Source organism: Kitasatospora sp. HUAS MG31 (assembly GCF_040571325.1).
In the GTDB taxonomy this organism is placed as follows: Bacteria; Actinomycetota; Actinomycetes; order Streptomycetales; family Streptomycetaceae; genus Kitasatospora; species Kitasatospora camelliae.
On sequence record NZ_CP159872.1, the window covers coordinates 388218 to 405200 of the forward strand.

Genomic DNA, 16983 nt, shown 5'->3' on the forward strand with positions numbered 1-16983 from the left:
TCGGGCCGCCGGGCGGACTGCCCAAGGAGGAACGATGGCGGCGAACGAGGCTCCGGCTCCGGTGGTCTCGGCGGAGGCCGAAGCACGCACCGAGCTGTTGAAGGCGATCAGCGCGGAGATCCGGGCGCTGGACCGGTACAGCGGCCAGCACCACCGTGCCCTGGTGGAGCTGGCCCACGCGTACGCGCTGGTCACCGGCGGTGTCGGGGCTCCGGCCACCTCCAGCCCGGAACAGCGGCTGTAGCCGGGCCGGCGGCAACACGGTGGTGCACGACCCCGGTGATCCGGGAGACGAGCAGCGGTTGCTGAGCTCGGCGTTCACGGGGCTGGCAGCCGGGCTGCTCCTACTCGACGCGGGCGGACGGATCCTGGCCGCCAACCCGCGGGCCGTGGAACTGCTGGGCCGCCCGGCGATCGCGATGGTGGGAGCGGACGCCCACGAGTTGCTGCACCGGGACCCCGGCGGTGCCGCGATTCCGCGCTCCCGGTGCCTGCTGCTGGCGGTCGCCGAACACGGGCGGCCGGCCTGGGGCGAGAGCGACGCCTTCCTGACCGGTGACGGCAGGGCTCTGCCGGTGCGCTGGTCGGCGGCGCCCGTCGTGCGCGAGGGGCGGACGGTGGGCCTGGCGGTGTTGTTCGCCGATGTCGCGGGGAGCAGTGCGCCCGTCGGCCGCGAGGCCGCCCGGGTGGACCACCTGGAGGATCTGACCGAGCGGCTGACCCTGGTCGGCGAGATCACCGAGGTGCTCTCCGAGACGCTGGACGTCGAGGTGGCGGTGGACCGGCTCGGCCCGCTGATCGTCCCCCAGCTGGCCGACTGGGTGGCCGTGGATCTACGGACTCCCGACGGCGACGTCCGCCGTGTCGCCGTCCTCGGCCCGGAGGGGCGGGCCTCCGTCCTGGAGGCATGGCGGGGCACCCTGCCATCGCCGACGGCTCTCTCGAATTCCGCCCTGGTCCGGGTGCTGCACGGTGCCGAGCCCCAGCTGCTCGGCATCCGGGAGATAGCCGAACCACCCGATGCCCCTCTCGCGGCCGTGCAGACGGGGTTCCTGCGCGCCCTGGGCGCGACCTCGGCAGCCGTCGTCCCGCTGACCAGCGTCCGCGAGACCACCGGGGCGATCACGGCGGTGCGCACCGGTCCGGACCAGCCCTTCACCGCGAGCGAGCTCGCCCTGCTCGCCGACATCGGCCACCGGGCCGGCATGGCCATCGACAACGCCCGCCTGTTCGGCGAGCAGCGCGACATCGCGACCGCCATGCAGCACCACCTGCTCACCGAGCTTCCCCGCGGCCCGAAACTGCAGCTGGCCGCCCGCTACCAACCCGCACCGGCCGGTTCGCGGGTCGGCGGCGACTGGTACGACGCCTTTCCGCTGAGAGGGGGCGCGACCGCGCTGGTGATCGGCGACGTGGTCGGACACGACCTCCAGGCCGCCGCCCGGATGGCCCAGCTCCGCAACATTCTGCGGGCCCTGGCCTGGGACCGGCAGGAGGCGCCCGCCGCCGTCGTCGCACGGCTCGACGACGCCATGACGGGCCTGACCGACGTGCCCATGGCCACGATGATCCTCGCCTATGTCGAGGGGTCCCCGGACGGGCCGTGGCGCCTGCGGTGGACGAACGCCGGGCACCCCCCACCGCTCCTGCTGCCCGCGGCCGGAACACCGCCCTCCGGCGAGGCGCACTACCTGGACGCCGGCCAGGGACTCGTCCTCGGAGCGGGCGGCGACCCCGAGCGTGCGGACGGAGTGGCGGCCCTGCCGGCCGGCTCGACACTGCTGCTGTTCACGGACGGGCTCGTGGAGGTCCCGGGCACCGATATCGGGGCCCGACTGGAAGGGCTGCGCCGTCACGCCGCCGCCGTGGTCGGGCGCCCGCTGGAGGAGTTCTGCGACCTGGTCCTGCGGGCCGTACCACCCGGCAGCACCGACGACACGGCCCTTCTCGCGCTCCGGATACCGGCAGGCTGAGCGTCGTCCCCCGGAGGGCGCGCCCGCTCGGCCCGGAGCGGCCACGCCTCCCCGACCGACCGCTCCGGCCCCGCTGCGCTGTCAGCGGCTCGGCACCTCGGCGTGCTCGGCCCTCCCCGGGTCCGCCGCGAGAGCGCGGCGGACCTTCTGGGCAGTGGGGCGGGTCAGCCTCGGTAGGGAGTGGCGACGTCAACGACCCAGGTCACACCGAAGCGGTCGGTGAGCATGCCGTACAGCGGTGCCCACGGCGCGGCCTCCAGGGGCCGCACCACCGTCGAGCCGTGCGACAGCTTCTGCCACAGGGCGCTGATCTCGTCGGCGTCCTCGCCGCGTACGGAGACGAAGAACGGGTTGTCGCCCTGGTCCCAGGCCAACGGGGAGGGCACGTCGTAGGCCATGACGTGGAAGCCGTCGTCCGCGACGACCTCGCCCCACATCACCCAGTCCGCCTCGCTCTCGTTCTGAACGTTGCCGGCGTCCTGGTAGGTGACGACGACGGTGCGCCCGCCGAACACCGACTGGTAGAAGGCCAGCGCCTCACGCGCGGCGCCCCGGAAGTTCAGGTGGGTGGTGGTCGTGACAGCCATGAGCTGCTCCTTGCCTTCGGTCCGTTCGGGTGTGTGCGCCGCCGCGGGGAGGCCCGGGCGCGGCGCAGCCACCGTCACCGGGAGCGGCGCTCCGTCGGTGGCTCGGATCCCACCATCACAGAGGTAGCGGACAGGCTGTGTCCGGTACTTTCGGCAGAATGACCGGTGTGCAGAAAACGTCTTCGCGGCTGCTCACGCTGCTCTCGTTGCTCCAGACGCGCCGCGACTGGTCGGGCGACGACCTTGCCGACCGCCTCGACGTCACCGCGCGCACGGTTCGCCGCGACATCGACCGGTTGCGGGAACTCGGCTACCCGATCCTGACGTTCAAAGGACCTGCCGGCGGCTACCGGCTGGATGCCGGCTCTCACCTGCCTCCCCTGCCGTTCGACGACGACCAGGCCGTCGCCCTGGCCCTCGCCCTGCAGAGCGCCGCCACCAGCACCACCATCGGCCAGGACGCGTCACGCGCCCTGGCCACCGTCCGCCAGGTCATGCCGCCCCGGCTGCGCCACCGGATCGACCTGCTCCGCGTCACTGCCGTCCGGCCGCCCGAGAACGACGACGCAGCGCCGGCCGACTCCCGGATCCTCATCGACCTGGGCAACGTCATCCACACCCACGCCGAGCTCCGCTTCGACTACGGGCACGACCGCGCCACCGAGCACCCCCGCCGAACACAACCCCACCACCTGATCACCTGGCGCGGCCACTGGTACCTCCTGGCCTGGGACCTGGACCGCGAGGACTGGCGGACATTCCGCGTCGACCGGATCCGGCCCCGCACCCCCACCGGCCCTCGGTTCACCCCGCGCGAGGTCCCCGGAGGTGACGTCTCCGCCTACGTCACCGGACGATTCCGCGGCACCGACGGCACCCACACCGACTGGCCCTGCCACGGCGAAGTCATCCTCGGCCTCCCCGCCACCGCCGTCGCCCCCTTCGCCCAGGACGGCACCGTCGAAGCACTCGGACCCGCCCGATGCCGCCTCACCCTCGGCTCCTGGTCGTGGACCGGCCTGGCCGCCGCCCTCGGCCGTTTCGACACCGACATCGAAGTCATCGGCCCACGCGAGCTCAACGACGCGTTCGCGCAGCTCGCCACCCGCTACGCCAACGCCGCCCGCACCACCACCTCGCCCTGACCCCCCGGCAACCCGCCCCCCGCTCGCCGCTCGCCGCTGACGGGGCAACCGGCAGGCCCACGGCCCGGTCCGACGCGCCCTCCCCCGGCGTGGGGTCACCGCGAGAAAAATAGATTCGCTACGAACCATTCTCTCGCCGCCCCGTTACGGTGAGGCGCATGGCTGACAGTGTCAGGATCTCCGAACGGCTCGCGCTGCCACCGGATTCGGATACCCCGATCATCGCCGCGGCGCGGCGCCGGGACGAGTACGCCGTCCATGTCTGCCGCAGCGAGGCCGGCGCCCTGGCGCGTCTGTGCCCGGAGATCGGCGGCCGGCGGGTGGCGCTGATCACCGACGACTCGGTGGCCCACCTGCATGCCCGCCGGCTCGCCGGCCGGCTGACGGAGGCGGGGCTGGACGTCGGGATGACCTCCTTCCCCGCCGGGGAGAGCAGCAAGTGCCTGGACACGGCGGCCCGACTGCTGGACTGGCTGGCGGGAAGTTCCCTGGCGCGCCGGGACGTGGTGCTGGCGGTCGGCGGCGGCGTGGTGATCGACACCGTCGGCTGGGTGGCGAGCGCGTACATGCGGGGCGTGCCGTACATCAACGTGCCCACCACGTTGCTGGCGCACGTGGACGCGGCGCTCGGCGGGAAGGTCGCGGTCGACCACTCCTCCGCGAAGAACCTGATCGGGGCGTTCTACCAGCCGGCGGCCGTGGTCTCCAACGTCGGCTACCTGCGCACCCTCGACCGGCGCCATCTGCGGGCCGGGCTCGCCGAGGCGGTGAAGAAGGGGGTCATCGCCTCGCCGGAACTGTTCGCCCTGATCGAGCGGCGGCACGCCGACATCCTCGCCGCCGATCCCGCGGCGACCGCCCGGCTGGTGCACGGCGCGAGTGTGATCAAGTGTCAGCTGATCGCCAAGGACCCGTACGAGGAGGACCTCAGGCGACCGCTGAACTTCGGTCACACCATCGGCCACGCCGTGGAGACGGTGGCCGGCTACGAGCACGTCCTGCACGGCGAGGCGGTCGCGTTCGGGATGGCCTGCGCGTCCCGGATCGCAGAGCGCCGCGGGCTGCTGGACGCCGCGCTGCTGCGCCGGATCCTCGGGCTGCTCCGCGAGATCGGGCTGCCCGTCCATCTCGCCGACCTGCCCGCGCGGGTGGATCCGGTCGAGACCCTGCACGCCCTGGGGCAGATCCGCAAGATCAGGGACGGCCGCCTGCGGTTCGTCCTGCCGGTGGAACTCGGCGCGACGGTGATCGCCGACGACGTGACCGACGAGGAGATCCACGCGGCGGTGACCGCCCGGGAGGGCGAGCCGGGGGACACGGATGGCTGAGGTGGACGTCCTGGTGGTGGGCGGGGTGGGGGTGGACACCATCGTCCGGGTGCCCCGGCTGCCGCTGCCCGAGCGGGAGACCATCCGGGTGCCGCCGATCGAGCGGTACGTCGGGCACACCGGCAACGGGGTGGCGCTGGGCTGCCACCATCTCGGTCTGCGCACCCACTTCACCGATGTGATCGGCGACGATCCGGAGGGCGACCTGGTGCTGGACCACTACGCCCGGGCGGGTCTCCCCTTCGAGTACCGGCTGCATCCGAGCGGGACCCGGCGCTCCGTCAATCTGGTGGACCCGCAGGGGGCGCGGATCTCGCTCTACGACGGCCGTCATCCGGCCGGCCTGACCGTGGACCCCGATCTCTACCGCGGCGCGCTGCTCCGCAGCCGCCACGTCCACGTGTCGCTGATCGACTGGGCGCGGCACGCCCTGGCGGACGCCGTCGCCGCCGGACTGTCCACCTCCACCGACCTGCACAACTGGGACGGCCGGGAGGAGTACCGGCAGGACTTCGCGTACGGCGCCGACCTGGTGTTCCTGTCCGCCGGCAGGATCGGCGGCCGGATCGAGGAGGTCGGCGAGTCCGTCCTCCGCCGGGGCCGGGCCCGGGCGGTGGTGGTGATGGCGGGTGGCGAGGGCAGTCATCTCCTGGTGCCCGGGCAGCCGTTGCGGCACGTCCCGCCGGTCGCCGTGCCGGCCTCGGAGGTGGTCGACACCAACGGGGCCGGCGACAGCTTCGTGGCCGGCTTCCTCTACGCCTGGCTGGCCGGGCGGGACTGGTGGACCTGTGCGCGGGCCGGTTCGCTGGCCGGGGCGCACGCCGTCCGCCGGGCCGGCACCCACACCTCGTTCATCGACGCTCGGGAGTTGGACCGTGGCCTGGCCGCGGAGGGCTGACCGGCAGTCCCTCCCGGTCGGAGGCGACGCGCTCGTCCGCGAGCACCACGGTGTCGCGCACGGTGACCCCGCGGGCGACGATCGCCCCGGGCAGGACCACCGACCCCAGGACGCGGGCGCCCGCCTCGATCCGGCAGCCGGGGTGCAGCACGCTCCGTTCGACCACCGCGCCCGCCGGGACGTCCGCACCCAGCAGGCTGGCCCGCTCGGGCGCGAACCGCGGCCCGGCGCCCGCGAGGGTGCGGGGCAGCGCGCCGGGCGGGATCGGGTGGGGCCGCTCCAGCAGCTTCAACTGCTCGGTGCGGTACCGGTCGACGGTGCCGATGTCGGCCCAGTAGCCCTCGACGGGGTAGGCGTGCACGGGACGGCCCTGCCGGATCATCTCGGGCAGGACGTCGCGGCTGATGTCGTGCTGCCAGCCGTCCTCGCCGCGGGCCGTCAGGTCGGCGAGCACCTCCCGCAGGGCGTCGATCCTCAGCAGGCAGAACGCGGTGAACACCAGATCGGAGGTGGGGTGCTCGGGTTTCTCCACCAGGGCGCGCACCCGCAGGTCCCGGTCCGTCTCGACCATGCCGAACAGCGGGACGTAGCGCCGCTCGACGCGCTGGACGCCGATCGTGGCCTGGGCACCGCGGGCACGGTGCGCGGCGGCCATCGGCCGGTAGTCGAAGTCGTAGACGTGGTCGGCGTGCTGGACGAGCAGGTCGGCGGCGCCGGGGGCGAAGAGGTACTCGGCGTTGGCCAGCAGGGCGTCGGCGGTGCCGCGTTCGGCGGGGCGCTCGGGCAGCACGGTTCCCGGACCGGGCGCGGGGCCGGCGCGCAGCAGCCGGTCGTGCGGTCCGAAGTGGAGCCTGGTGCCGGGCCGGTCGTCCCAGTGCCGGCGCAGGTGGCGGACCAGGTCGGTCTCGCGGTGGAGGGAGAGCAGGACCAGCTCGGGCAGTCCGGAGCGGACGGCGTTCGCCAGGCTGAAGTCGACCAGCCGGCAGGACGCGGCGTAGGGGACGAGCGGTTTGCAGCAGCGGGCGGTCAGCGGCCCCATCCGTTCACCCAGGCCGCCGGCCAGCAGGGCGCCCCGGACGCCCCGGAGGCCGGCCGGGTCACCGGCGCCGTCGGGGCTCACCATCACCATGTCCGGCCCCGGGCCGGCGCCGAGGGGAGGAGTCCTCGCAGCACCGCCAGCGAGGTGGCCGCCCCCTGTTCGGTGGGAAGCAGGGCGTCCTCGTGTTCCACGTAGATCACTCCCCGGTACTCCTCGTCGAGCAGCGCGGAGACCACCTCGGGCCAGGGCAGGTCCCCCGCGCCGAGCGCCCGGAACCGGATCGCCGGCCCGGGTCCGTACCGCGACCAGCCGTCGCCGCGCGGGTCCTGCGCCCCGGGCCACCGCTGGAGGTCCTTGGCGTGCACGGCGGCGAGGGCGCGGCCCCAGCCCCGGACGGCTCCGACCGGGTCGTGGCCCACGGCGGCCAGGTTCGCCGGGTCCAGGCACAGCCGCACGCCGGGGACGGCGGCGAGCAGCGCCCGGGCGCTGGCCGGGTCGTAGACCACCTGCTTCGGATGCGGTTCCACGAGGACCTCCACGTCGAGGCGCGCGGCCTCCTCCAGGACGGGGACGGCGGCCCGCGCCCAGGCGTCGGTGTTGTCCTGCCAGCTGACCTGGCTGCCCCACCAGGACAGCCAGCGGCCGAGGTCGGGGACGCCCAGCATGACCCTCGCCTGCGGTGCCCCGAGTCCGGCGGCCAGTCGGACGGTGCCGAGGGCCGCCCGCAGTCCGTACGCCCGTTTGGCCTCGGCGGGGCCCGCCAGCACGGGGTCGGTGTGCGGGCCGTGCGGGCCGAGCAGCAGCTGGGTGTCGCGGCTGTTGCTGACGCATCCCGCCTCCAGTCCGGCGGCGGCGAGTGCCGAGCGCACCTCCCGGTGGTGGGCCGGGTCGGCGAGCCGGTCGGCGTCGACCAGGCCGAGGTTCCGGTCCGCGGGCAGGTCGACCACCCGCACCCCGGCCCGCTCGGCGGCGCGGAGCGCGCCGTGCAGGCCCTCCGGCGCGAACGCCGCCAGGCACAGCCCGAGGCGGATGGGGCCGCTCTCCATCAGAGCGGCCCTCCGTCGGCCGACGGCCAGGGCGACGGCGGTGCGGGGGCCGGGGCGCTTCGCGGTCGTTCCCCGGTCAGCCGCCGCTGCCAGGCCCAGCGGCCGGCGACGGCGGCGGGCAGGGTGCCGGTGTGGGCGCGGAGCGCGGCCAGGACGGCGGTGGGCGGGTCGGTGACGAGGACGGGCGGCGGGTCGGCGCCGAGTTCCCCGGCGATCCGGCGGCGCAGCGCCTCGGCGAGTTCCGGGCAGCCGGCGAGGACGCCGCCGCCCAGGGCGGCCGACCAGGCGGTGGTGAGCCCGGCCGCGTCCCGGCCGGCCCGGACGCCCCGGAGGAGTTCGCCCAGGGCGCGGTGGACGACGTGGGCGGCGACCTGGTCGCCCTCCAGCCAGCAGCGGCAGACCACGGCCGCCAGGGCGGCGACGGCCGCCTTGGGGAACGGTTCGGCCGCGAGCCGCCGGGCCAGTTCGTCGACCGGGGTGCCCGCGTGCTCGGTGAGTGCCGGGCCGAGCGCGGTGGGCCGGCCGCGCCCGTCGGCCGCGCGGACGGCCGCGCGCAGACCGTCCAGCCCGAGGGCGAAGGCGCTGCCCTCGTCGCTGCCGAGGTACTCGCAGCCGCCGACGGCGACCGGCGGCCGGGTGCCGTCCGCGGCGAGGAAGCCCGAGCCCGTGCCGCAGACCAGGGCCACCCCGCGTCCGGAGAGCGGCGGTGCGAGGAGCAGCGGCACGATGTCGCGGGAGATCACCAGGGTTCCGCCGAGACCGGCGCGCTCGACCCGGGCGGTGAGCCGGTCGAGTTCGTGCTCAGGGGTGTCGGCGGTGAGGGTGGCGGTGGCGAGCCAGCCGGCGGAGGGCGCGGGGCCGAGTCGGCCGGCGACGGTGCGCAGCAGGTCGTCCAGGCCGGCCTCCGCGGCCGTGGCCCCGACGGACGCCGGGTTCACCGAACCGCGTCGCCATCGGGTGCCGTCGTCGAGCAGCGCCGTGGTGCCGCTGCCGCCGGCGTCGATCGCCCAGTACCTCACCGTGGGTCGCCTCCGCGATCACTCTGCGTCGACTGGTGCGGGCTACGCTACCGGGAGCGGCGCGGCGGTTCCTGTCGACGGCGGTGGCGGGACGGCCGCAGCCGGATCTCTCACGGACGGAGCGCCTGTGTGGCGATGGCGAGGCGGCGGCGTGATCGGGCTGCTGGCGGTGGCGGTCAGCTGGGGCCTGTTCTGGGGTGGCTGGGCGGCGCTGCTGCCGGGGATCCAGGAGGAACTCCACCTGTCCGACCGGGAGCTGGGGCTGTCGCTGTTCGCGGTGCCGGCGGCCGCGGTGCCGGCGATGCTGCTGACCGGGCCGTTGGCGCACCGGCTGGGCCGGCACACGCTGCCGCTGGTGACCGGGGTGTTCGGGCTGGGCGTGCTGGTGGTGGGCCTGGCGGGTTCGCGGGCGGCGTTCACGGCCGCTCTGCTGCTGGTCGGTGCGGCGAGCGGCGGGATCGAGGTGGGGCTCAACGCGACGCTGGCGGCCTGGGAGGCGAGGGACGGCCTGCGGCTGTTCAACAAGGTGCACGCGGCGACGCCGCTGGCGATGGTGGTCGCGGCGCCGGCGGCCGGCCTGGCCCGCCATCTGGGTGCCTCCCCGACGGCGGTGCTGACGGTGATCGCCGTCCTGGTGGGGGTGAGCGCGGTGCTGGCCGTCGACCCGCGCGGCTGGCAGGAGCAGGCGCCGGCGGCTGAGGGGCGGGCGGGCCGCGCGGTGCCGGGGAGCCGGCGGCCGGCCGCGGCCCTGCTGGTGCTCGGGATGGTGGGCGCCGTCGCGCTGCTGATGGAGAACAGCGTGGAGCAGTGGGGGGCGATCCACCTGGTCCAGCAGCTGGACGCGGGTCCGCTGCTGGCGAGTTGCGGTCCGGCGGCGTACATGACCGGGTTGTCGGCAGGGCGGATGCTGACGCAGTGGCGGGGTGTGCGGGTGCCGGACCGGGTGCTGGTGTCGGTGGGCGGTGCGGTCGGCGGCGCGGGGCTGGCGGTCGGCGCGGCGGCGTGGAGCGTCCCGTGGGCGCTGGCCGGGTACCTGGTCGCGGGGGCGGGGTTGGCGCCGGTGGTGCCGACGCTGCTGGCGGTGGTCGGGCGCGGGGTCCCCGCGGAGCGGCGGTCCCGGGCGATCTCGACGGTGACGACGGTCTCGTACGCCGGGTTCCTGGCCAGTCCGCCGCTGGTGGGGTTGCTGGCCGGCGCCGTCGGTCTGCCGACGGCGCTCGGGGTGGTGGCGGCGGGCGGTCTGCTGGTGGCCGCCGGAGGGCCGCTCGTGGGCCTGATGCCCGCCCGGCCCGCGGAGCGGGAGGCGGTGTGAGGGCGGCGCCGGCGGGACGGGGGACGGAGCAGGGCCGCGGGCGTGTCCTGGTCCTCGGGGCGGGCTATCTGGCGAGCCGGGTCGGGCGGCGGATGGCCGCGCTCGGGCACGGTGTCACCCTGAGTTCGCGCCGGCGGCCCGCCGGTGTGCCGGGCGGCCCGGCCGGCTGGCACCCGGTGGACGTCCGGGACCGGGGCTCGGTGCGCGCGCTGGTGGACGCGGTGCGCCCGGATGCCGTGGTGCTGGCGCACGGCCCGTCCGACATCACCTGGTGCGAGGCCAACCCCGGGCCGACCGCCGCCGCCCACGGTGGCGGGGCGCGGCACCTGGCGGAGGTCCTGGGCGGCCGCCGGGCGCTGCTGGTCTCCACGGACAACGTGTTCCCGGGACGGCGGGCGAGTTACGGCGAGTCGGACGCCACCGAGCCGGCCAACGCCTACGGCCGGGCGAAGCTCGCCGCCGAGGACACGCTGCTCGCGGCGGGCGGCGTCCTCGTCCTGCGGGCCAGCCTGGTCTACGGTTGGGACCCGACCGGTCTGCGTCCGAACTTCTTCACCACCTGCGCCCAGAAGTTGAGCGCCGGTCAGCCGGTGACGGTGCCCGAGGGCCGGTGGAACAGTCCGGTGCTCGTCGACGACGTCGCCGACTGGGCCGCCGCGCTGCTGGGCGGCCCGCACACCGGTGTCGTGCACCTCGGCGGTCCGCGGCGGCTCAGCAGGGTGGAGTGGGCGCGGCACATCGCGCGGTGCTGCGGCGCCGACCCCGACCTGGTCCGCCCGGCACCGCAGGGGGACACCGCCTACGCGTGCCGGCCGCGCAACGCCTGCCTGCACAGCGAGCGTTCCGCCCTGCTGCCCGAGCTCGCGGGGCTGGAGCCGGCGGACGTACTGGAAGCCAGCGAGAAGCTCATCTCCGAGGGAAGACCATGGTGACGGAACGTCGGATTCATCTGGCCAGCAAGCGGGCCGCCGTGAGCTACGCGCCCGACCCGGACACGGGTGAGCTGCGGCCCTGGCTGGCCCCGGGCGGGACCGGCAACGTGGTGGCCGAGCAGGCCGGGGTGCTGGACGTGTCGTGGATCGCCAGCGCCGACACCGAGGACGACCGCCGGGCCGCCCGGGAGAACCCGGAGGGGCTCAGCCTCTCCCTCGGCTCCGGCCGGCGCATCCGGGTGAAGCTGCTCCACCACGACCGGCACACCTTCGACGTGGTGCAGAACTTCTTCACCGCCGAGCTGCTGTGGGCGGCCAACAACCACGGCTGGGACGCCTGGACCACGCCCACCTTCGACCGGGAGGCGTACCGGGCGATGGACTGCTTCGGCGAGTTCACCGGCGACTTCGCCGACGCCCTGCTGAAGAGCTCGGCCGACGCCGCCGATCCGGTCTACCTGGTGCACGACTACCAGCTGATCGGCGTGCCGCAGCGGCTGCGGGCCCAGCGGCCGCAGGCGCCGGTCCTGATGTTCGTCCACATCCCCTGGCCCTCGCCGGACTTCTGGCGCGTCCTGCCGAAGCCGATCCGGGTCGGCCTGCTGGAGGGCATGCTGCCGGCCACCACCGTCGGCTTCTTCGCCGACCGCTGGTGCCGAAACTTCCTCGACTGCGTGAGCGATCTCCTCCCCGACGCGGAGGTCGACCGCGAGCGGGGCACGGTCCGGCGCCACGGGGCGGTCACCAGGGTCCGGGCCCTGCCGCTCGGCTACAGCCCGTTGACCATCGCGGGGCGGGCGCACCGGCTGCCGGAGGGCATCGCGGCCTGGGCCGGCGAGGGGCCGCTGGTCGTGCACAGCGGGCGGACCGACCCGATCAAGAACGCCGAGCGCGCGGTGCGGGCGTTCGTGCTGGCGGTCCGCTCGGACCACCGGCTGCGCGGCGCCAGGATGCTCGTCCGGATGAACCCGAACCGGCTGTACGTCCGGGCCAACGCCGAGTACGTGCGCCGGGTGCGGGCGGCCGTCGCCGAGGCCAACGCCGAACTGGGCGCGGACTCGGTGCGCTGGCACTGCGACAACGAGGTGGAGCACACCCTCGGCTGCTTCGCCCGGGCCGACCTGCTGGTGTTCAACTCCACGGTGGACGGCCAGAACCTGAGCGCCTTCGAGGCGCCGCTGGTCAACGGGCGCGATGCCGAGGTGGTGCTGTCGGAGACCTGCGGGGCGGCCGAGCTGCTCGGCCCGGTCTGCCGGACCGTCAACCCGTTCGACCTCGTCGAGCAGGCGGAGGCGATCGCCGGTGCGCTGACCGCCCCGGCGGCGCAGCGGGCCGAGGCGGCGCGGCGGCGGCGCGCGGCGGCCGAGCCGTGGACGCTGGAGGCCTGGGTGCGCTCCCAGCTCGACGCGGTGGAGGCCGACCACCGGGTGCGCCGTGGATGAGCGGGGCGCCGGGTACGCGGCCGGCGGCCCCGGCGGCGACCCGCAACGGGTGGCGCAGTACCGGCTCGGGGACGCGGAGCTGGTCCGGGGCGAGGGGGTCCGCTGCTGGGACAGCGCCGGACGGGAGTACCTGGACTGCGTGTCGGGCACCTTCAACCTGCTGCTGGGCCACGGCCATCCGGAGGTGCTGGCGGCGGTGCGGGAGCAGTCCGAGCGCCTGCTCTTCGCCAGTTCCTCCTTCCGGACCGGGCCGACCGACCAGGTCATGGAGGAGCTGGTCCGGATCAGCCCGGCCAACCTGACCCGGGTGAACCTGCGCAGTTCGGGCGGGTCCACCGCGAACGAGGGCGCGATCAAGATCGCTCAGTGGCACACCGGCCGGCGGGACGTGATCGTGCCCTTCCGCGGCCACGTCGGCCAGACGCTGGCGGCGGCGGGCCTCAACGGCAGCGCCCGGATGCGGGCCCCGTTCCCGTACCGCTTCCCGGGTGCCGTGCACGTGCCGGGGCCGTACTGCTTCCGGTGCTTCTACCGGCAGACGCCGGACACCTGCGGGATGCTCTGCGTGCAGCGGATCGAGGAGTTCATCGACTACGCCAGCTCGGGCAGCGTGGCCTGTGTGATCATCGAACCGATCAGCGGTGTCGGGGGCAACGTCGTTCCCCCGCCGGGCTACCTCCGGGAGCTGAGGTCGTTCTGCGACGCCCGCGGCATCGTGTTGATCTTCGACGAGATCCAGACCGGCCTGGGGCGCACCGGCGAGATGTTCGCCGCCGACCTCCTGGGCGTCCAACCGCACATGATGACCCTCTCCAAGGGGCTGACCGGCAGCGGCCTCCCGCTGGCCGCGGTGTTGACGGAGGAGCGGATGGCGGACTGGGACCGCTCGCTGCACGGCTTCACCCACGGCGGCCACACCCTGTCGGCCGCGGCGGCCGTCAAGACCCTGGAGATCGTGCAGCGGCCGGGCTTCCTGGAGAACGTCCGGGCCAGTGGCGCCGTCCTGCTGGACCGGCTGCGCCGGCTGCAGCAGGACCATCCGGTGATCGGCGACGTCCGCGGCCCCGGCCTGATGCTGGGCGTGGAGCTGGTGGAACCGGACGGCGGGAAGGCCGTGGCGAAGGCGCACGCGTACCAGCGCGCCCTGGAGCGACGGGGGGTGCTCACCCGGGTGTCGGAGCACGGCCTCGGCAACGTCATCGAGCTGCGCCCGCCACTGGTGCTGACGCCCGCCGAGGCCCAGCTGGTCGCCGACCGGTTCGGCGAGGCCCTGGCGGCCGTGGCATGAGGGTGGTGCTCGGGCCGGCCGGCCCGTGGCTGGACCACGGTCCGCCGGTGCGCCCGGCCGGGGAGCACGCGGTCCGGGTCCGGATCGAGCTGGCGGGGATCTGCCGCTCCGACCTCAAGGAGGTGGCCGGAGTCCGCCACGGGGTGAGCCAGTTCGGGCACGAGATCGTCGGGGTGGTCGAGGAGTCCACCGCCCCCGGCCTGCCGTCCGGCCGGCGGGTCGCGCTCGACCCGAACGTGGGGATCGACCGCGGGACGGGCTTCGCCACCTCGATGTGGGCGGTCGGTCCGCCCGACCGCCTCACCGCCGCACTACCGGCCGTACCGCCCCGGATCGCCGCCCGCCGCCTGGTGTTCGCCGAGCCGCTGGCCTGCGCCCGGCACTGCCTGGACACCGTCGTCCGCCACCTGGGCGGGAGCGCCGCCGGGGCGCGGCTCGGCGTGCTCGGCGCCGGGACCGCGGGCGTGTTGATCGCCCTGCTCGGCCAGGCCGCCGGCTGCGAGGTCCTGCTGGCCAACCGCGGTGCGGAGCGGCGGTCGTTCCTGCGGCGACGCGGCGTCATCGACGCGCCGGTCCTCCCGCCGGACGCCGTACCGTCCGGCAGCCTGGACGCGGCCGTGGTGGCGACCAGCTTCGTCCTGCCGGAGATCCTCGGCGAGGCGCTGCGGATGGCCGCGCCCGGCGGCCTGGTGCTGCCGTACGGCGGGACGGCACCGGGCGACGCGCTGCCCGGGCTGGACTGCGACCTGGACACCGTCCGCCGCCGGCAGCTCACCGTGGCGACCGCCTGGTGCGGCAAGTCCGTTCGCATCGCGGGGAGTTACGGCACGGCACCCGGGGACTTCGCCGCGGCCCTGCGCCACCTGGTGGACCCGGAGGTCGCACCCGAGCGGGTCGAGCGCCTGATCACCCGTGAGGTCCGCCTCGCCGAACTCCCCCGCGTGCTCCGGGACGGGCTCGCGGGACCGCAGTTCGGGAAGACCCTGGTGCTGCCCTGACCGCCGTGGCCGGGATCCCCGCGGTCGCCTGACGGACCGGAGGATCTGGACAGGCACCCGGAGGTGCACGGACAATCGCTCCATGACGTCAGCTGAGATCCGGACGCACGTGGTCCGGCCCTCCGACGCGGAGCGGGAGCGGGTGCTCGCGGTGCTCCGCGAGGGGGCCGGCAGCGGGCGGCTGTCGCACGACACCTTCCTCGGCCGGATGGACGTCGCGCTGAACGCGCGCAGCCGGACCGAACTCGACGAGGCGCTGGCCGGACTGCCGACCGGCGGGCGGGCGACCCGGGCGCTGCTGCGCACCGCGGGACGGGTGTCGGGCTTCTGGATGCGGATGCGCCAGGCCTGGCGGGCCGAACGGCTGCCCGGTCTGTCCCTGCCGCAGGCCGGCACCGGGCTGCTGACGATCGGTCGGCGGCCGGGATCGGGGCTGCGGCTCAACGACTCCTCGGTGTCCCGGACCCACGCCGAGCTGCGCCGCGAGGACGGCGACTGGGTGCTGTACGACCTCGGCTCGACCAACGGCACCCACGTCAACGGCCGCCGGGTGGCCGGCAGCACCCGGGTGAGGCCGGGCGACCAGGTCCGGTTCGGACGGCTGGAGTTCCGACTCGCCACCGGCTGAGCGGGCCACCCGGCGCGGCCCGGGGACGACAATCGCTCCCCTGGCTCACGGCCTGGGGATGGGGGCGGGCTCGGCGGAAGCGGAACGGTCCGGCACCCGGGGTGCCGGACCGTCAGCATGAGGCGACCTCGGCGCTCCCCCGCCGGGGAGCGCCGAGGTCTCGCGCCGTCAGCTGAGCGTCTTCAGCGCCGCGGCGCTGTACGGCTGCAGCTCGCCGAGCCGGTCGCCGAGGACCTTCGCCGCCCACTGCGGGTCCTGGAGGAGGGCGCGGCCGACCGCGACCAGGTCGAACTCGTCCCGCTCCAGGCGGTCGAGCAGGTTGTCGAGGCCCTGGACCGAGGATCCCTCACCCGCGAACGCGCCGAGGAAGTCGCCGTCGAGGCCCACCGAGCCGACGGTGATCGTGGGCCGTCCGGTGAGCTTCCTGGTCCAGCCCGCCAGGTTGAGGTCCGACCCCTCGAACTCCGGGACCCAGTAGCGGCGGGTGGAGGCGTGGAAGGCGTCGACGCCGGCCGCGGCGAGCGGGGCCAGGATCGCCTCCAGCTCCTGCGGGGTCTCGGCGAGCTTCGCGTCGTACGCCTGCTGCTTCCACTGCGAGTAGCGGAAGATCACCGGGAACTCGGGCGAGACCTTCTCGCGGACCGCGGCGACGATCTCCGCCGCGAACCTCGTCCGGGCGACGGCGTCACCGCCGTAGGCGTCGGTACGGCGGTTCGTCCCGGCCCACAGGAACTGGTCGAGGAGGTAGCCGTGGGCACCGTGCAGCTCGACGCCGTCGAAGCCGATGCGCTCGGCCGCCGAGGCGGCCTCCGCGAAGGCGCCGATGACCTCGTCCAGGTCGCTCCGGGTCATGGCCTTGCCGGCGCCCTCGGTGCCGTCCGCGCCGATGCCGGAGGGGCCGACGGCGGGGGCGTCCGCGTACGGCGGCTCACCCTGCCGGCGCACCATGCCGATGTGCCACAGCTGCGGCACGACCCTGCCGCCCGCCGCGTGCACGGACTCGGCGACCTTCGCCCACCCGGCCAGCTGCTCCTCGCCGTGGAACCGCGGCACCCGGTCGCTCGACCCGGCCGACTCGTGGCCCACGTAGGTCCCCTCGGTGACGATCAGGCCCACCCCCGCGGCCGCGCGGCGGGCGTAGTACGAGGCCACGTCCTCCCCCGGGAGACCGCCCGGGGAGAACTGGCGCGTCATCGGCGCCATCACGATGCGGTTGGGGACGGTCAGGCCGTTCAGCGTGACCGGCCGGGAGAGGATCTCGGCAGCCCGGGAGGCGGGGGACGCGGTGACGGTCATGGGGGCTCCTCGCAGGAGGCGGACGGTATGTGCACGTGCATTGAATACGTGC

The 16983-nt window shown here is 75.1% G+C and carries 16 protein-coding genes; 11 read left to right on the forward strand and 5 right to left on the reverse strand.

What is annotated here, in order from left to right; all coding sequences use genetic code 11:
• The first annotated feature begins 34 nt into the window (after positions 1–34).
• Together ABWK59_RS01840 and ABWK59_RS01845 are read left to right on the forward strand one after the other, a co-directional pair.
• Positions 35–244: a hypothetical protein gene (locus ABWK59_RS01840; protein WP_354637463.1), complete on the forward strand. Its 210-nt coding sequence runs from the start codon at positions 35–37 to the stop codon at positions 242–244.
• Positions 245–302: 58 nt separating this feature from the next.
• The gene (locus ABWK59_RS01845; RefSeq protein ID WP_354637464.1) at positions 303–1973 is read left to right on the forward strand and encodes a SpoIIE family protein phosphatase; all 1671 of its coding nucleotides are present in this window, start codon (positions 303–305) and stop codon (positions 1971–1973) included.
• A 164-nt stretch (positions 1974–2137) separates the two neighbouring features.
• Here the strand turns inward: ABWK59_RS01845 and ABWK59_RS01850 are convergent, their stop codons facing one another.
• The gene (locus tag ABWK59_RS01850) at positions 2138–2560 is read right to left on the reverse strand and encodes a VOC family protein (RefSeq protein ID WP_354637465.1); all 423 of its coding nucleotides are present in this window, start codon (positions 2558–2560) and stop codon (positions 2138–2140) included.
• A gap of 167 nt (positions 2561–2727) precedes the next feature.
• On the opposite strand from ABWK59_RS01850, the gene ABWK59_RS01855 reads away from it, so the two are divergent.
• The 3 genes from ABWK59_RS01855 (at position 2728) to ABWK59_RS01865 (ending at position 5931) form a co-directional block, all read left to right on the forward strand.
• Positions 2728–3705 carry a helix-turn-helix transcriptional regulator gene (locus tag ABWK59_RS01855; protein ID WP_354637466.1) on the forward strand — a complete coding sequence of 326 codons (978 nt, stop codon included), beginning with the start codon at positions 2728–2730 and terminating at the stop codon, positions 3703–3705.
• 158 nt (positions 3706–3863) lie between these two features.
• Positions 3864–5033, forward strand: a complete 1170-nt coding sequence (gene aroB / locus ABWK59_RS01860) for a 3-dehydroquinate synthase (protein ID WP_354637467.1) — start codon at positions 3864–3866, stop codon at positions 5031–5033.
• Positions 5026–5931, forward strand: a complete 906-nt coding sequence (locus ABWK59_RS01865; protein ID WP_354637468.1) for a carbohydrate kinase family protein — start codon at positions 5026–5028, stop codon at positions 5929–5931. Before aroB ends, ABWK59_RS01865 begins: the two co-directional genes overlap by 8 nt.
• Here ABWK59_RS01865 and ABWK59_RS01870 read toward each other — a convergent pair.
• Genes ABWK59_RS01870 through ABWK59_RS01880 form a run of 3 tightly spaced genes read right to left on the reverse strand, consistent with a single transcriptional unit; the run spans position 5885 to position 9035 of the window.
• A complete protein-coding gene (locus ABWK59_RS01870; RefSeq protein ID WP_354637469.1) occupies positions 5885–7060 on the reverse strand; it encodes a sugar phosphate nucleotidyltransferase in 1176 nt (391 codons plus the stop codon). The two genes, ABWK59_RS01865 and ABWK59_RS01870, sit on opposite strands and share 47 nt — an antisense overlap.
• Complete coding sequence (locus ABWK59_RS01875) at positions 7054–8016, reverse strand: sugar phosphate isomerase/epimerase family protein (protein ID WP_354637470.1); 963 nt, start codon at positions 8014–8016, stop codon at positions 7054–7056. Before ABWK59_RS01875 ends, ABWK59_RS01870 begins: the two co-directional genes overlap by 7 nt.
• Positions 8016–9035, reverse strand: a complete 1020-nt coding sequence (locus tag ABWK59_RS01880) for a BadF/BadG/BcrA/BcrD ATPase family protein (protein WP_354637471.1) — start codon at positions 9033–9035, stop codon at positions 8016–8018. The genes ABWK59_RS01875 and ABWK59_RS01880 overlap by 1 nt, the downstream gene beginning before the upstream one ends.
• Positions 9036–9162: 127 nt before the next feature.
• Between ABWK59_RS01880 and ABWK59_RS01885 the strand changes: the two genes are divergently transcribed.
• From ABWK59_RS01885 to ABWK59_RS01910, 6 genes are all read left to right on the forward strand, one after another.
• A complete protein-coding gene (locus ABWK59_RS01885) occupies positions 9163–10347 on the forward strand; it encodes an MFS transporter (RefSeq protein WP_354637472.1) in 1185 nt (394 codons plus the stop codon).
• The gene (locus ABWK59_RS01890) at positions 10344–11279 is read left to right on the forward strand and encodes an SDR family oxidoreductase (RefSeq protein ID WP_354637473.1); all 936 of its coding nucleotides are present in this window, start codon (positions 10344–10346) and stop codon (positions 11277–11279) included. The genes ABWK59_RS01885 and ABWK59_RS01890 overlap by 4 nt, the downstream gene beginning before the upstream one ends.
• Positions 11273–12721 carry a trehalose-6-phosphate synthase gene (locus tag ABWK59_RS01895; protein ID WP_354637474.1) on the forward strand — a complete coding sequence of 483 codons (1449 nt, stop codon included), beginning with the start codon at positions 11273–11275 and terminating at the stop codon, positions 12719–12721. Before ABWK59_RS01890 ends, ABWK59_RS01895 begins: the two co-directional genes overlap by 7 nt.
• The gene (locus ABWK59_RS01900; RefSeq protein WP_354637475.1) at positions 12714–14009 is read left to right on the forward strand and encodes an aspartate aminotransferase family protein; all 1296 of its coding nucleotides are present in this window, start codon (positions 12714–12716) and stop codon (positions 14007–14009) included. The genes ABWK59_RS01895 and ABWK59_RS01900 overlap by 8 nt, the downstream gene beginning before the upstream one ends.
• Positions 14006–15007, forward strand: coding sequence for an MDR/zinc-dependent alcohol dehydrogenase-like family protein (locus ABWK59_RS01905; protein WP_354637476.1), 1002 nt, complete (start codon positions 14006–14008; stop codon positions 15005–15007). Before ABWK59_RS01900 ends, ABWK59_RS01905 begins: the two co-directional genes overlap by 4 nt.
• An 82-nt stretch (positions 15008–15089) precedes the next feature.
• Positions 15090–15635 carry a DUF1707 and FHA domain-containing protein gene (locus ABWK59_RS01910; protein ID WP_354637477.1) on the forward strand — a complete coding sequence of 182 codons (546 nt, stop codon included), beginning with the start codon at positions 15090–15092 and terminating at the stop codon, positions 15633–15635.
• Positions 15636–15803: 168 nt separating this feature from the next.
• Here the strand turns inward: ABWK59_RS01910 and ABWK59_RS01915 are convergent, their stop codons facing one another.
• Complete coding sequence (locus ABWK59_RS01915) at positions 15804–16931, reverse strand: NADH:flavin oxidoreductase (protein ID WP_354637478.1); 1128 nt, start codon at positions 16929–16931, stop codon at positions 15804–15806.
• Positions 16932–16983: the final 52 nt, after the last annotated feature.